The organism is Pseudomonas sp. FP1762, assembly GCF_030687105.1.
In the GTDB taxonomy this organism is placed as follows: Bacteria; Pseudomonadota; Gammaproteobacteria; order Pseudomonadales; family Pseudomonadaceae; genus Aquipseudomonas; species Aquipseudomonas siliginis.
In genome coordinates this window covers 4,032,237-4,046,845 of record NZ_CP117458.1, presented here as the reverse complement: position 1 = coordinate 4,046,845, position 14,609 = coordinate 4,032,237, and the positions used below count along the sequence as shown (strand labels likewise).

The window sequence follows — 14,609 nt, the reverse complement described above, 5'->3', positions numbered from 1 at the left end:
CCCGAATTGCAGATATAAAAAACCCGGCCAATCAGGGCCGGGTCAGGAAGACGGTGGCTACATCACTCTTGTTCGGCAGGCTTGACCAATCGCTTCTCCAGTTCGCGGCACGCGTCCTGGATCATGTCTTCAGTGATCGGTACTTCGCGGCCCTGCTCATCGATAATCGAGCAACCCAGAGACTGGTCGGGTTTGGTGCGGATCACTTCAATCTTGTCTTCGCTGCTGTGTTGCAAGGACATGGCCTGTCTCCTCATCAGGTTGTGTGCCTAAGTTAAAACCGCCACGTGACCAGGCTGTGACAACTCCCTGCGGTCTGTCGGCGGGCGGCATCTCTACTCAAACAGAAATGACCGCTCGTCTCAACCGCAACCTTAGACCAATCGTTTCTAGCATCCGGACATCCCGGGCATATTTAACCTGACTCATTGTGATTTACAGAGTTCCACCCCATCTGAGTCTGTAGGCTGGCCCGATCCATCTGCGCAGACGTGAACTCCATGATCTCCATGTTTTCTTCCCGACACCGGCGTGCCCTGCGCCTGACCAGTCATTTTCTCCTGCCGTACCGCTGGCATGCCTTCGGCGCACTGCTCGCGCTGATCGTCACCGCCGGCATCACCTTGTCGATGGGGCAGGGCATCAAGTTGTTGGTAGACCAGGGTTTCATGACCCGTTCGCCGCATCTGCTCAATCAGTCGATCGGGATTTTCATGTTGCTGGTGCTCGGACTGGCGCTGGGCACCTTTGCCCGTTTCTATCTGGTGTCGTGGATAGGCGAGCGCGTGGTCGCCGACATTCGCCGCCAAGTGTTCAATCACTTGGTGTATCTGCATCCGGGCTTTTATGAGGATAACCGCAGCTCGGAAATCCAGTCGCGCCTGACCGCTGATACCACGCTGCTGCAATCGGTGATCGGCTCGTCGCTCTCGCTGTTCCTGCGCAATCTGCTGATGGTCATCGGTGGTGTGGTGTTGCTGTTCATCACCAATCCGAAGTTGACCAGCATTGTCGTGATTGCACTGCCGCTGGTGATCGCGCCGATCCTGATTTTCGGCCGCCGTGTGCGCAATCTGTCGCGCCAGAGCCAAGACCGTATCGCCGACATTGGCAGCTATGTGTCGGAAACCCTTGGTCAGATCAAAACCGTACAAGCCTACAACCACCAGGTTCAGGACGAGCAGCGTTTCGCTTCGACCGTCGAGCAGGCGTTCGAAACTGCGCGTAAACGGATCTTCCAGCGAGCGTGGTTGATCACTTTGGTGATCGTGCTGGTGCTTGGCGCGGTGGCGGTGATGTTGTGGGTCGGCGGCATGGATGTGATGGCGGGACGGATTTCGGCTGGGGAACTGGCGGCGTTCGTTTTCTACAGCCTGATTGTCGGCAGTGCGTTCGGCACGCTGAGCGAAGTGATCGGCGAACTGCAACGCGCTGCGGGTGCCGCTGAACGCATCGCAGAATTGCTGCGTTCGGAAAACATCATCCAGCCACCGTTGACCGGACTGGTCACTCTGCCAGCGCGAGTCAAAGGTGAACTTGAACTGCGCGACGTGCGTTTTTCCTACCCGTCGCGTCCGCAAAGCTACGCCGTCGATGGCTTGAATCTGACGGTGAGGGCAGGCGAAACCCTGGCATTGGTGGGGCCGTCCGGCGCGGGCAAGTCCACGGTTTACGACTTGTTGCTGCGCTTCTACGATCCACGCGAGGGGCAGATTTTCCTCGATGGCGTGCCGCTGACCAGCCTTGACCCGCTGGATCTGCGCCGCTGTTTCGCCCTGGTCTCGCAAACCCCCGCGTTGTTTTTCGGCAGCGTGGAGGACAACATTCGCTACGGCTGCCCGACGGCCACGCTTGAACAGGTCAAGGAAGCTGCGCGAATTGCCCACGCCCACGACTTCATCGAACAAATGCCGGACGGCTATCAAACTCATCTCGGCGATGGCGGCCTCGGGTTGTCCGGCGGTCAGCGCCAACGTCTGGCCATTGCCCGCGCCTTGCTAGTGGACGCGCCGATCCTGCTCCTTGACGAAGCCACCAGCGCCCTCGACGCACAGAGCGAACATCTGATCCAGCAGGCCCTGCCAACGCTGATGGAAAACCGCACCACGCTGGTGATCGCTCACAGGCTGGCCACGGTGAAGAACGCTGACCGGATTGCGGTGATGGATCAAGGCAAGCTAGTAGCGGTGGGGACACATCAGGAGTTGATCGCCAGCAATCCGCTGTACGCACGGCTGGCGGCGTTGCAGTTCAATGATGGTCGATCTGTCACAGCAGACTGAGCAATCGACCAAGTAACCGACCAAAAAAATGCCCGCATCTCACGATACGGGCATTTTTCATGATCCGGCGTCAGCCTGGTGATTACTGATCGTCAAAATACCGCTCATGCCAATCCACCAGCGGTTGCGGCGAGTTGAGCTTTTGCCCGTAGATCACCGAGTAGGACAACACGTTCTGCACGTATTGACGGGTTTCGTCGAACGGGATGCTTTCCACCCAGACGTCGAAACTCAGGTGATCAGCGCCGCGCAGCCACTGACGCACGCGGCCTGGCCCGGCGTTATAAGCGGCGGAGGCGAGCACGCGGTTGCCGTTGAACTGGCTGTGCACCTGGCTGAGGTAAGCGGCGCCGAGCTGAATGTTCTTGTCTGGATCGAGCACTTGCTGGGGCGAGGCCAATGGAATGCTGAACTTGCGCGCGGTTTCCTTGGCGGTGCCGGGCATCAATTGCATCAGACCGCTGGCGCCGACGCCGGAGCGCGCGTCGTCCATGAAGGCGCTTTCCTGCCGGGTTATGGCGAACACCCAGCTCGAATGCAGGCCGCGAACCTTGGCTTCACGCACGAGGGTATCGCGGTGCGCCATCGGGAAGCGGATGTCCAGGTCGTCCCAGTACTGCGCCTGACTGATGGTGCGAATCGCCGGGAAGTACCATTTCAGGTCGTAGGCCAGTTTGGCCTGGGCGACCATTTCATCGCGGTTGAAATGACGGCTGACGTGATACCACTCGCGACGCCCGTCGACGATCTGCCCGCGTGCATGAAACTCCAGCGCGCGCCGCACTCCGGGGGTGTTACGAACCTTGTTGATCAACGCCTGGCTGAGCACCAGCGGCTTGTTGTTCAGCGAGTAAGGCGACTGTGAACGGTCTGCGGCGAGGAAGCCGTAGAAGTCTCGTTCCCGCGCCAGATTCTTGTACAGGGTCAGCGCTTGCGGGTTTTGTGGCTCGGCCAGCTCCAGACTGCGCGCCTGCCAATAGCGCCAACGGTTGGTGGTGGCCAGGTCTTGCGGCAGACGTTTGGTCAATTCGTAGGCATCGTTCCAGCGTGCCAGACGCAGCAGCAGGCGCAGGCGCCATTCCGAGACGGTGTTGTCGCGCAGCTCCGGATCGTATTTGGTCATCACGTCCAGCGCGCGGCTGTCGAAGCGGCGCGCGAGGGTCAGGCCGATCTCGCGAGCGATCGCGACCTTCTCATCGCGAGAGAAATGCATGCTGCTGGCGTAACCGTCGAGCAAAGCCATGGCCTTGTCCGGATCCTGCCGAGCGAGGCGGCGCAAGCCGAGGCTGACGACGTCTGACATCGGCTCGTCGGCCGGGGTAAAGCGCGACGGCTGGTTGAGCAGTTCGGGTTTCTGCGCCACGTCGACCAGCAAGCGACCGCGCGGGGCGAGGGTGGTCAGGCCGTTGATCAGGCTGTTGGCCAGCGGATAGTTGCGCGCCTGCGCGGCAAGTTTGGTGCGCTCCCAGCGTTTCTGCTCGGTGAGCTGGCCATCGGCGGCCCAGATGCCGAACAATGCGTCACACGCAGCCGGTTGCGATTTGCCGGTCAGCCAGAGTTTTTCCGCACTGGCATACCCTTCGGCTTTCTTGTCGTGGCTGATCTGGTACTGCGCGTTGAGGCAGTCCAGTTCGGTGAAATTCAGCTTCGGATCGTAATACTTGACGAAGGTTGCCCAGTCGCCACGGTCGGCAAGCCAGCGCAACCAGCGCAGCTTCATCCAGTTGGCCTGCGGCAGGTCACCGTGTTCGGCGAGGAATTTCTCGATTTCCGCGTTGCTTGCCGTCTTCAGACGCGCGGTCAGTTCGTCGTAGGCCAGATACGGTTCCAGCGGATAATCGGCCAGCGCCTGGCTGTAACGGAAATACGGGCCGGTATCACCCTTGGCCAAGGCGCGCTTGGCTTCATCGTAATACTGGCGTTGGGTGGACAAGTCCACCGCCTGGACGGATTGAGCGGCAGCGGCGGTAAGAAACAAGCAGGACAAAACACTGAAAAGGCGACTGCGCATGAGACATCCGGGCAGAGAAATCATGACAAGTGCCGATCGGAATCCGCACTGAATTGACTGTAGCTTAGCCTTTTGCCAGCAAGCGGCGAAAGCTTTGCGAGCCTCGCTGCACAAGTTCGCAACAAATGTTGTGCAGAGTGCTTCGACAGACAAATTGCCGGCCTGCTGAAGCCTCAAGTCAGGTAGAATGCGCGCCCGGTTTTTGGAGAAGCTCATGACCCTGCTCAAATTCAGCGATGTGTCCCTTGCGTTCGGCGCTATGCCGTTGTTGGACAAGGTGTCCTGGCAGATCGCCCGTGGTGAGCGGGTGTGCATCATCGGCCGCAACGGCACTGGCAAGTCCAGCATGATGAAACTGGTCAAGGGCGACCAGAAGCCCGATGACGGCTCGGTGTGGCGTGCCCCCGGTCTGAAAATCGGCGAATTGCCGCAAGAATTGCCAGTTGCCGACGACCGGACGGTATTCGACGTGGTGGCTGAAGGCCTCGATGGTGTTGGCGCCTTGCTCGCCGAATATCATCACCTGAGCCAAAACATCGTCACCGACGCCGATCTGGACAAGCTGATGCACGTTCAGCACGACCTCGAAGCCCGTGATGGCTGGCGCCTTCAAACGCTGGTCGACAGCACCCTGAGCCGCCTGCAACTGCCGGCCGACAAGACCCTCGCCGAGTTGTCCGGCGGCTGGCGTCGTCGCGTGCTGCTGGCGCAGGCGCTGGTGTCCGAACCGGACCTGCTGCTGCTCGACGAACCAACCAACCACCTGGACATCGGTGCGATTGCCTGGCTCGAAGAAGCGTTGAAAGATTTCCAGGGCGCCGTGCTGTTCATCACGCACGACCGTTCCTTCCTGCAAAACCTCGCCACGCGCATCCTCGAACTGGATCGCGGTGGGCTGATTGACTGGAACGGCGACTACGCCAGTTTCCTCGTGCACAAAGAAGCTGCGCTGGCCGCTGAAGAAACTGCCAACGCGCTGTTCGACAAGCGTCTGGCTCAGGAAGAAGTGTGGATCCGTCAGGGCATCAAGGCCCGCCGCACTCGTAACGAAGGTCGCGTGCGCGCCCTGAAAGCCCTGCGCGTTGAGCGCAGTGAGCGTCGCGAGCGTACCGGCAAGGCCAACATCCAGCTGGAAACCGCGGACAAATCCGGCAAGCAGGTGATGGTGCTCGAGAACGTGAGCTTCGCGCATCCGGGCGGGCCGTTCCTGATCAAGGATTTCTCCATGGTCCTGCAGCGCGGCGACCGTATCGGTCTGCTCGGCGCCAACGGTACCGGCAAGACCACCCTGTTGAAACTGATGCTCAGCGGTCTGCAACCGACCAGCGGTAAAGTGGAAGAGGGCACGCGCATCGACGTGGCGTACTTCGACCAGTTGCGCCATCAGCTGGATCTGGAAAAAACCGTGATCGACAACGTCGCCGAAGGTCGCGACTTCATCGACATCGACGGGCAGAGCCGTCACGTGCTGAGCTATCTCGGCGACTTCCTGTTCAGCCCGCAGCGTGCACGCACGCCGGTCAAGGCGTTGTCGGGTGGTGAACGTGCGCGTCTGTTGCTGGCGAAGCTGTTCAGCAAACCGGCGAACCTGCTGGTGCTCGACGAACCGACCAACGACCTCGATGTGGAAACTCTCGAGCTGCTCGAAGAAGTGCTGCTGACTTTCAACGGCACCGTGCTGATGGTCAGCCACGACCGGGCATTCCTCGATAACGTGGTGACCAGCACCCTGGTCTTCGAAGGTGAAGGCAAGGTTCGTGAATACGTCGGCGGCTATCAGGACTGGATCCGTCAGGGCGGTTCGCCGCGTTTGCTGGGCGTGACTGAAAGCAAGTCGGGCAAGGCTGACCTGAACTCGGCGGTGGTTACCGCTGAGCCGGCTCCGGTGGCTGCGCCTGCGGCGGCTGCTCCGGTTGCCAAGAAGAAACTCAGCTACAAGCTGCAGCGCGAGCTGGAAGCCTTGCCGGGCGACATCGACGCCAAGGAGCAGCAGATCGCCGCGGTTGAAGCGGAAATGGCTGAAGCCGGTTTCTATCAGCGTCCGCCGGCGGAAACGGCCAAGGTGATTGCTTCGCTGGAGCAATTGCAGGCCGAGCTGGATGCGTTGGTGGAGCGTTGGGCCGAGCTGGATGCCTGATTGCTCCTGATGTGAAAAAGCCCGGCGCTCAGTGATGAGCGCCGGGCTTTTCATATGTAGCGCGATCTACAGGCTGGAGCAGGTCAACTGTGAGAGCGAGCCTGCTCGCGAAAGCGGTGTGTCAGGCGGCACTCATATTGAATGTGCCGACGTATTCGCGAGCAGGCCCGCTCCCACAAACTGCAAGACAGATCAGCGTTTGACCAGGTGCACCGCGAGTACATCGCATGGCGCACCGTGCAGCACGTCATTCGCGGTCGAGCCGAGCAGCAGTGCCAGGCCATGGCGGCCATGACTGCCGACCACAATCAGATCGCACGCTTGTTCCTTGGCGAAATGATGGATTTCCTGGCGTGGCTGGCCGTAGGTCAGATGGCAATTGGCGCCTTCGAGCTCGGGGTATTTCGATTTGAGTTTTTCAAGACGCTCCTTGGCCTGATCAAACTGCTGTTGTTGCAGTTGTGACAGGTCCATTGGCACGTCGCCACCGAAGGCCATGGCCATAGGTTCAACGATATGCACCAGCGACAACTTGGCAGCGTTGCTCACCGACAGCTCGCGGGCGCGGTGGATCACAGGGTCGCACTCTTCGGTCAGATCTACAGCGACCAGTATGTGGTGGTAGGGCATGAGGTGCTCCTCCTGAGGGTTCGATATTGGTAAGTATGGCTGGTTTCAAGCGCATTGGTTCGCAAGTGACACAATGGGCTCATCAAAAATCGGGAGTACAGATATGACGGTCTGGCTGGTGGTGTCAATCCTGCTGGTAGTTTTAAGTCCGCTGGCATGGTTGCGCCCGTCTCGCACGCAGAGCGGGCGCATGGCCCTGCGCATGGAGGCGCGACGCATCGGCCTGGCCATGCAGCTGGCGCCGCAGGAGTGGCCGCACTGGCTGCTGCCGGAGCCGCCGAATCCCTGCGCCCAGTACCACCGACCCCGGCGTGGCAGTCAACCGGCGTGCTGGATCTATTGGCAGAAAACCCCGGGCGTGTGGGTCAATCAATGGCAAGAAGTCTGCGATGACCGGATCCTGCTCGATTATTTCGAAAAATTGCCGGGCAATGTTTTCAAGATCGAAGCGGACAAGCAGATGATCGCCTTGTACTGGGGCGAGAAGGGCGAGGCGACGGTTCTGCAGGATATCGACGCGACCCTGAAAGCACTGGCGTGATGCGCGGACTTTTCTCACTGCAACGGTGGGGGACGTCCGGCAGACGCCCAATAAAAAGCCCGACATGATTCGTCGGGCGGGTTGGCCAGGCAGGCCGGTAATCTTTTTTGCGGCAGGCGCTTTGATCGCTTCGGCAAATTTCCTCGCAGTCCACCCAGCGTAGCCTTCTGAACAGGGCTCGGCGGAAATTAGGGCGACTTTTCTAACTATTGATTCTATGAATGGCTCAACATCGAGACGGGTGTTGCTGCTCATCATGGTGCAGAAATGACCGCAAAGTCGCATTTCAGCCCGAATTTAGGGCGATTGACAATTGTCTGAAATTCCGTGAAGGTGACGTACCCGAATCAAACGGGCGTATGAATTGAGCGTTTGTCTTACAGACTGCTCCTACAGAATCCCGACTATCGCGTTGGCGGGTGTGCCAGGCGGACAGGTGTCAGCATCGACGAACAAAGCGTCCTTCTGAGCCATAAGCCTGCGTCCGACGTGTACTGTTCAGCTTCCATATCGTGGAGATCAGTTGATGATTTACGAAGGTAAAGCCATCACGGTTAAAGCTCTTGAAAGTGGCATCGTCGAATTGAAATTCGACCTCAAGGGTGAGTCCGTCAACAAGTTCAACCGTCTAACCCTGAACGAACTGCGTCAGGCCGTAGACACCATCAAGGCAGATGCTTCGATCAAGGGCGTGATCGTCAGCAGCGGCAAGGACGTGTTCATCGTCGGCGCCGACATCACCGAATTTGTCGACAACTTCAAGCTGCCGGATGCCGAGCTGGTTGCAGGCAATCTCGAAGCCAACAAGATCTTCAGCGATTTCGAAGACCTCAACGTGCCGACCGTCGCGGCCATCAACGGCATCGCCCTCGGTGGCGGTCTGGAAATGTGCCTGGCGGCCGACTATCGCGTCATGTCCACCAAGGCCAAGATCGGTCTGCCGGAAGTCAAACTGGGCATCTACCCAGGCTTCGGCGGTACTGTGCGTCTGCCACGCCTGATCGGTGTCGACAACGCCATCGAGTGGATTGCCGCCGGCAAGGAAAACCGTCCTGAAGACGCCCTGAAAGTCAGCGCCGTCGACGCCGTGGTTGCTCCAGAGAAGCTGCAGGAAGCTGCCCTTGAACTGATCAAGCGCGCCATCTCCGGTGAGTTCGATTACAAAGCCAAGCGTCAGCCGAAACTTGAAAAACTCAAGTTGAACGCCATTGAGCAAATGATGGCTTTCGAAACCGCCAAAGGTTTCGTGGCTGGCCAGGCCGGCCCGAACTACCCGGCGCCGGTTGAAGCGATCAAGACCATCCAGAAAGCCGCGAACTTCGGTCGCGACAAAGCACTGGAAGTTGAAGCTGCAGGCTTCGTCAAACTGGCCAAGACCTCTGCTGCGCAGAGCCTGATCGGCCTGTTCCTGAACGATCAGGAACTGAAGAAAAAGGCCAAGGCCTACGACGAAATCGCCAAGGACGTGAAGCAGGCTGCCGTACTCGGCGCCGGCATCATGGGGGGCGGTATCGCCTATCAGTCGGCTTCCAAAGGCACGCCGATCCTGATGAAGGACATCAACGAGCACGGTATCGAGCAGGGTCTGGCCGAAGCCGCCAAGCTGCTGGTCGGCCGCGTTGACAAGGGTCGCATGACCGCTGCGAAGATGGCTGAAGTGCTCAACGGCATTCGTCCGACCCTGTCCTACGGCGACTTCGGTCACGTCGATCTGGTCGTCGAAGCTGTGGTCGAAAACCCGAAGGTCAAGCAAGCGGTACTGGCTGAAGTCGAAGACAAGGTCAAAGAGGACACCATCCTCGCGTCCAACACCTCGACCATTTCCATCAGCCTGCTGGCCAAGGCCCTCAAGCGTCCGGAAAACTTCGTCGGCATGCACTTCTTCAACCCGGTGCACATGATGCCGCTGGTGGAAGTGATCCGTGGCGAGAAGTCCAGCGAACTGGCGATCGCCACTACCGTTGCCTACGCGAAGAAAATGGGCAAGAACCCGATCGTCGTCAATGACTGCCCGGGCTTTTTGGTCAACCGCGTGCTGTTCCCGTACTTCGGCGGTTTCGCCAAGCTGGTCAGCGCCGGTGTCGACTTTGTGCGTATCGACAAGGTCATGGAAAAATTCGGCTGGCCGATGGGCCCTGCGTACCTGATGGACGTGGTCGGCATTGACACCGGTCACCACGGTCGCGACGTCATGGCTGAAGGTTTCCCGGATCGCATGAAGGATGACCGTCGTTCGGCCATCGACGTGCTGTACGAAGCCAAACGCCTGGGCCAGAAGAACGGCAAGGGCTTCTACGCCTACGAGGCCGACAAGAAAGGCAAGCAGAAGAAAGTCGCCGATCCGTCGGTACTCGAAGTGCTCAAGCCGATCGTTTACGAGCAGCGCGAAGTCACTGACGAAGACATCATCAACTGGATGATGATCCCGCTGTGCCTGGAAACCGTGCGCTGCCTGGAAGACGGCATCGTTGAAACCGCCGCCGAAGCCGACATGGGTCTGGTCTACGGTATCGGTTTCCCTCCATTCCGTGGCGGTGCGCTGCGCTACATCGATTCGATCGGTGTTGCCGAGTTCGTTGCCCTGGCTGACCAGTACGCTGATTTGGGCGCGCTGTACCACCCGACCGCGAAGCTGCGCGAAATGGCCAAAAACGGCCAGAGCTTCTTCGGTTAAGCGCCCCCAACTAGAGTGAGAGTGAACTTATGAGCTTGAATCCTAGAGACGTCGTGATTGTCGACTTCGGTCGTACTCCGATGGGCCGCTCCAAGGGCGGCATGCACCGCAACACCCGCGCTGAAGACATGTCGGCGCACCTGATCAGCAAACTGCTGGAACGCAACAGCAAGGTCGACCCGGCGGAAGTCGAGGACGTGATCTGGGGCTGCGTCAACCAGACCCTGGAGCAGGGCTGGAACATCGCGCGCATGGCGTCGCTGATGACCCAGATTCCGCACACTTCGGCCGGCCAGACCGTCAGCCGTCTGTGCGGTTCGTCGATGAGCGCGCTGCACACTGCTGCGCAAGCGATCATGACCGGCAACGGTGACGTGTTCGTGGTCGGCGGCGTCGAGCACATGGGCCACGTGAGCATGATGCACGGTGTCGATCCGAACCCGCACATGTCGCTGTATGCGGCAAAAGCCTCGGGCATGATGGGCCTGACCGCTGAAATGCTCGGCAAGATGCACGGCATCACCCGTGAGCAGCAGGATGCCTTTGGCGTGCGTTCCCACCAGTTGGCCCACAAGGCAACCGTGGAAGGCAAGTTCAAGGACGAAATCATCCCGATGCAGGGTTACGACGAGAACGGTTTCCTGAAACTGTACGACTACGACGAAACCATTCGTCCGGAAACCACCCTGGAAAGTCTGGCGGCGCTCAAGCCGGCATTCAATCCGAAGGGCGGCACCGTGACTGCCGGTACTTCGTCGCAGATCACTGACGGTGCTTCGTGCATGATCGTGATGTCGGCGCAGCGTGCGCAGGACCTCGGCATCCAGCCTATGGCGGTTATCCGTTCGATGGCAGTGGCGGGTGTGGACCCGGCGATCATGGGCTATGGTCCAGTGCCGGCAACACAAAAAGCCCTGAAGCGCGCAGGCCTTGGCATCAACGATATCGACTTCTTCGAGCTCAACGAAGCTTTCGCCGCACAGGCTCTGCCAGTGCTGAAAGATCTGAAAGTGCTCGACAAGATGAACGAGAAGGTTAACCTGCACGGCGGCGCGATCGCCCTGGGTCACCCGTTCGGTTGCTCCGGTGCACGTATTTCCGGCACCCTGTTGAACGTGATGAAGCAGAATAGCGGCACCTTCGGGGTGGCCACTATGTGCATTGGTCTCGGCCAAGGCATCTCCACCGTCTTCGAACGCGTTTAAGCGTCTCGTCGATGGAAGCCGGGGCCCAGTGCCCCGGTTTTTGTTTTTGGGTTTTTTATTTATTTTTGAAAAGATTTCAGTGAGGGCCGAAGCATGCCGATACAACCTGGGCTCTACCAACATTACAAAGGTCCGCAATACCGTGTATTCAGTGTTGCGCGGCATTCCGAAACCGAAGAAGAAGTGGTCTTTTACCAAGCCCTGTATGGCGATTACGGCTTTTGGGTGCGCCCGCTGAGCATGTTCGTCGAGTCGGTCGAGGTTGACGGCGAGCAGGTGCCGCGCTTTGCTTTGGTGCAGGCCGAACCGAGCGTCTTTGACAAGGCATGAGGCGACTGCGCAGACAACCCTGCGCTTGACCTCACCTTGTATCAACTATATATAGCGGTGCCGCGTCAGGCGCCAACCGCCTTTCACTTCTAGAATTCAGGAATTTTCTGATCCATGGGCAAATCGCTGGTCATTGTGGAATCCCCGGCTAAGGCCAAGACCATCAACAAGTATCTGGGTAACCAATACGTGGTGAAGTCGAGTATCGGCCATATCCGAGACCTGCCCACCAGCGGTTCGGCTAGCGCCAGCAAAGAGCCAGCCGCCAAGCGCGGCAAGGCTGCTGCGGGCGAAGGTCCGGTGCTCTCGCCGAAAGAGAAAGCGCGCAAGCAGCTGGTCTCGCGCATGGGCGTCGATCCCGAACACGGCTGGAAAGCCCAGTACGAGATCCTCCCGGGCAAAGAAAAGGTCATCGAAGAGCTGCGCCGGCTCGCCAAGGATGCTGACACCATCTATCTCGCAACCGACTTGGATCGCGAGGGGGAAGCCATTGCCTGGCACCTGCGCGAAGCCATCGGTGGTGACGACAGCCGTTACAAGCGCGTGGTGTTCAACGAAATCACCAAGAAGGCGATCCAGGAAGCCTTCTCCGAGCCGGGCGAGCTGGACATTGATCGTGTCAACGCCCAGCAGGCGCGTCGCTTCCTTGACCGCGTCGTCGGCTACATGGTCTCGCCGCTGCTGTGGGCCAAGATCGCCCGTGGTCTGTCCGCCGGTCGCGTGCAATCGGTTGCGGTGAAGCTGGTAGTCGAGCGTGAGCGTGAAATCCGTGCTTTCAATCCCGAAGAATACTGGGAAGTGCACGCTGATCTCGGCACCACCAAAGGCTCGACCGTGCGTTTCGAAGTGGCTCGCGAAAAAGGCGAAGCCTTCAAGCCGCTGAACGAAGCCCAGGCCATGGCTGCGCTGGAGAAGCTCAAGTCCTCCAGCTACAGCATCGTCAAGCGCGAAGACAAACCGACCAGCAGCAAGCCGTCGGCGCCGTTCATCACGTCGACCTTGCAGCAGGCCGCAAGCAACCGCCTCGGTTTCGGCGTGAAGAAAACCATGATGATGGCCCAGCGTCTTTACGAAGCCGGCTACATCACTTACATGCGTACCGACTCGACCAATCTCTCGGCCGACGCCGTGGCGATGGCGCGCACATACATTGAGGACGAATTCGGCAAGAAATACCTGCCGGAAACGCCGAACGTTTACAGCAGCAAGGAAGGCGCGCAAGAGGCTCACGAAGCGATTCGTCCGTCCGACGCCAATACCACGCCGAGCAAGCTGGCGGGTATGGAGCGCGATGCCGAGCGTCTGTACGAGCTGATCTGGCGCCAGTTCCTAGCCTGCCAGATGCTGCCGGCGCAATACCTGTCGACCACCGTCAGCGTCGGCGCTGGCGACTTCGAGCTGCGTGCCAAGGGCCGTATCCTCAAGTTCGACGGTTACACCCGGGTGATGCCGCAGATTGCCAAGCCTGGCGATGACGACGTGCTGCCTGACATGGCCCAGGGCGATGTGATGAAGCTGATCAAGCTTGACCCGTCGCAGCATTTCACCAAGCCACCGGCGCGTTATTCCGAAGCCAGTCTGGTCAAGGAGATGGAAAAACGCGGCATCGGTCGTCCTTCGACTTACGCTGCGATCATTTCGACCATTCAGGATCGCGGTTATGTGACCCTGCACAACCGTCGTTTCTACTCGGAAAAGATGGGCGACATCGTCACCGAGCGTCTGTCCGAGAGCTTCTCCAATCTCATGGACTACGGCTTCACCGCCGGCATGGAAGAGAACCTCGATGACGTGGCGCAGGGCGAGCGCGACTGGAAAAACGTGCTGGACGAGTTCTACGGCGACTTCAAGAAGAAACTTGAAGTAGCGGAAAACCCGGACAGCGGCATGCGCGCCAACCAGCCGGTCATGACTGACATTCCGTGCACCACCTGCGGTCGTCCGATGCAGATTCGTACCGCATCGACTGGCGTGTTCCTCGGCTGTTCGGGCTACAGCCTGCCGCCGAAAGAGCGCTGCAAGGCCACCGTCAACCTGGTGCCGGGCGATGAAATCGCAGCGGACGACGAGGGCGAATCGGAATCGCTGGTACTGCGTGGCAAGCATCGCTGCCCGATCTGCAGCACGGCGATGGACGCCTACCTGCTGGACGAGAAGCGCAAGTTGCATATCTGCGGCAACAACCCGGATTGCGCCGGTTACGAAATTGAAGAAGGCAGCTATCGCATCAAGGGCTATGAAGGTCCGAGCCTGGAATGCGACAAGTGCGGCAGCGAAATGCAGCTCAAGACCGGCCGTTTCGGCAAGTTCTTCGGTTGCACCAACCCTGAGTGCAAGAACACCCGCAAGTTGCTGAAGAGCGGTGACGCGGCACCGCCGAAGATGGACCCGGTGAAGATGCCTGAGCTGAAATGCGAAAAGGTCAACGACACCTACATCCTGCGCGACGGTGCGTCCGGTCTGTTCCTGGCCGCCAGTCAGTTCCCGAAAAACCGCGAGACCCGCGCTCCGTTGGTGATCGAGATTCTGCCGCATAAGGACGAGATTGATCCGAAGTACCACTTCCTGTGCGAGGCTCCGCAAAAGGATCCTGACGGTCTGCCAGCGGTCATCCGCTACAGCCGCAAGACCAAGGAGCAATACGTACAGACCGAAGTCGACGGCAAGCCGACAGGCTGGAAAGCGTATTACGACGGTGGCAAGTGGACTGTTGAAGACAAGCGCAGCGCAAAGGCCAAGGCTGAGTAAGCGCTAGTCTGAACAGCAAAAAGGCCGCATGAACCCTTCGGGTTTTCATGC

At 59.2% G+C, this 14,609-nt stretch carries 10 protein-coding genes; 7 read left to right on the top strand and 3 right to left on the bottom strand.

The window, feature by feature from the left end; all coding sequences use genetic code 11:
- Window positions 1-62 precede the first annotated feature (62 nt).
- The gene (locus PSH90_RS17925; protein ID WP_024013646.1) at window positions 63-242 is read right to left on the bottom strand and encodes a PA1571 family protein; all 180 of its coding nucleotides are present in this window, start codon (window positions 240-242) and stop codon (window positions 63-65) included.
- 258 nt (window positions 243-500) lie between these two features.
- Here PSH90_RS17925 and PSH90_RS17920 point away from each other — a divergent pair, with 258 nt between their 5' ends.
- On the top strand, window positions 501-2,282 hold the full coding sequence (locus tag PSH90_RS17920) for an ABC transporter transmembrane domain-containing protein (protein WP_269085004.1): 1,782 nt from the start codon (window positions 501-503) through the stop codon (window positions 2,280-2,282).
- An 82-nt stretch (window positions 2,283-2,364) separates the two neighbouring features.
- Here PSH90_RS17920 and PSH90_RS17915 read toward each other — a convergent pair whose 3' ends face one another.
- Complete coding sequence (locus PSH90_RS17915; protein ID WP_071173063.1) at window positions 2,365-4,293, bottom strand: transglycosylase SLT domain-containing protein; 1,929 nt, start codon at window positions 4,291-4,293, stop codon at window positions 2,365-2,367.
- Window positions 4,294-4,507: 214 nt separating this feature from the next.
- On the opposite strand from PSH90_RS17915, the gene PSH90_RS17910 reads away from it, so the two are divergent.
- Window positions 4,508-6,430, top strand: a complete 1,923-nt coding sequence (locus PSH90_RS17910; RefSeq protein WP_039760799.1) for an ATP-binding cassette domain-containing protein — start codon at window positions 4,508-4,510, stop codon at window positions 6,428-6,430.
- Between the two features lie 192 nt (window positions 6,431-6,622).
- Here the strand turns inward: PSH90_RS17910 and PSH90_RS17905 are convergent, their stop codons facing one another.
- The gene (locus PSH90_RS17905; RefSeq protein ID WP_016775498.1) at window positions 6,623-7,060 is read right to left on the bottom strand and encodes a universal stress protein; all 438 of its coding nucleotides are present in this window, start codon (window positions 7,058-7,060) and stop codon (window positions 6,623-6,625) included.
- A gap of 103 nt (window positions 7,061-7,163) precedes the next feature.
- Between PSH90_RS17905 and PSH90_RS17900 the strand changes: the two genes are divergently transcribed.
- The 5 genes from PSH90_RS17900 (at window position 7,164) to topA (ending at window position 14,558) form a co-directional block, all read left to right on the top strand.
- The gene (locus PSH90_RS17900) at window positions 7,164-7,601 is read left to right on the top strand and encodes a hypothetical protein (protein WP_305381195.1); all 438 of its coding nucleotides are present in this window, start codon (window positions 7,164-7,166) and stop codon (window positions 7,599-7,601) included.
- Window positions 7,602-8,127: 526 nt separating this feature from the next.
- Entirely contained in the window at window positions 8,128-10,275 is a 2,148-nt protein-coding gene (gene fadB, locus PSH90_RS17895; RefSeq protein WP_024013640.1) for a fatty acid oxidation complex subunit alpha FadB, read from the top strand.
- A 29-nt stretch (window positions 10,276-10,304) separates the two neighbouring features.
- Complete coding sequence (fadA, locus tag PSH90_RS17890) at window positions 10,305-11,480, top strand: acetyl-CoA C-acyltransferase FadA (RefSeq protein ID WP_016775495.1); 1,176 nt, start codon at window positions 10,305-10,307, stop codon at window positions 11,478-11,480.
- Window positions 11,481-11,573: 93 nt separating this feature from the next.
- Window positions 11,574-11,810 (top strand): DUF1653 domain-containing protein, encoded by a 237-nt coding sequence (locus PSH90_RS17885; RefSeq protein WP_041477350.1) that lies wholly within the window; start codon window positions 11,574-11,576, stop codon window positions 11,808-11,810.
- Between the two features lie 114 nt (window positions 11,811-11,924).
- Window positions 11,925-14,558, top strand: coding sequence for a type I DNA topoisomerase (gene topA / locus PSH90_RS17880; protein ID WP_041477349.1), 2,634 nt, complete (start codon window positions 11,925-11,927; stop codon window positions 14,556-14,558).
- Window positions 14,559-14,609 lie beyond the last annotated feature (51 nt).

Coding starts and splice junctions, on each gene's coding strand:
- topA (WP_041477349.1), top strand. CDS start 11,925: ATGGGCAAATCGCTGGTCATTGTGGAATCCCCGGCTAAGGCCAAGACC.
- PSH90_RS17885 (WP_041477350.1), top strand. CDS start 11,574: ATGCCGATACAACCTGGGCTCTACCAACATTACAAAGGTCCGCAATAC.
- PSH90_RS17915 (WP_071173063.1), bottom strand. CDS start 4,293: ATGCGCAGTCGCCTTTTCAGTGTTTTGTCCTGCTTGTTTCTTACCGCC.
- PSH90_RS17925 (WP_024013646.1), bottom strand. CDS start 242: ATGTCCTTGCAACACAGCAGCGAAGACAAGATTGAAGTGATCCGCACC.
- fadB (WP_024013640.1), top strand. CDS start 8,128: ATGATTTACGAAGGTAAAGCCATCACGGTTAAAGCTCTTGAAAGTGGC.
- PSH90_RS17900 (WP_305381195.1), top strand. CDS start 7,164: ATGACGGTCTGGCTGGTGGTGTCAATCCTGCTGGTAGTTTTAAGTCCG.
- fadA (WP_016775495.1), top strand. CDS start 10,305: ATGAGCTTGAATCCTAGAGACGTCGTGATTGTCGACTTCGGTCGTACT.
- PSH90_RS17920 (WP_269085004.1), top strand. CDS start 501: ATGATCTCCATGTTTTCTTCCCGACACCGGCGTGCCCTGCGCCTGACC.
- PSH90_RS17905 (WP_016775498.1), bottom strand. CDS start 7,060: ATGCCCTACCACCACATACTGGTCGCTGTAGATCTGACCGAAGAGTGC.
- PSH90_RS17910 (WP_039760799.1), top strand. CDS start 4,508: ATGACCCTGCTCAAATTCAGCGATGTGTCCCTTGCGTTCGGCGCTATG.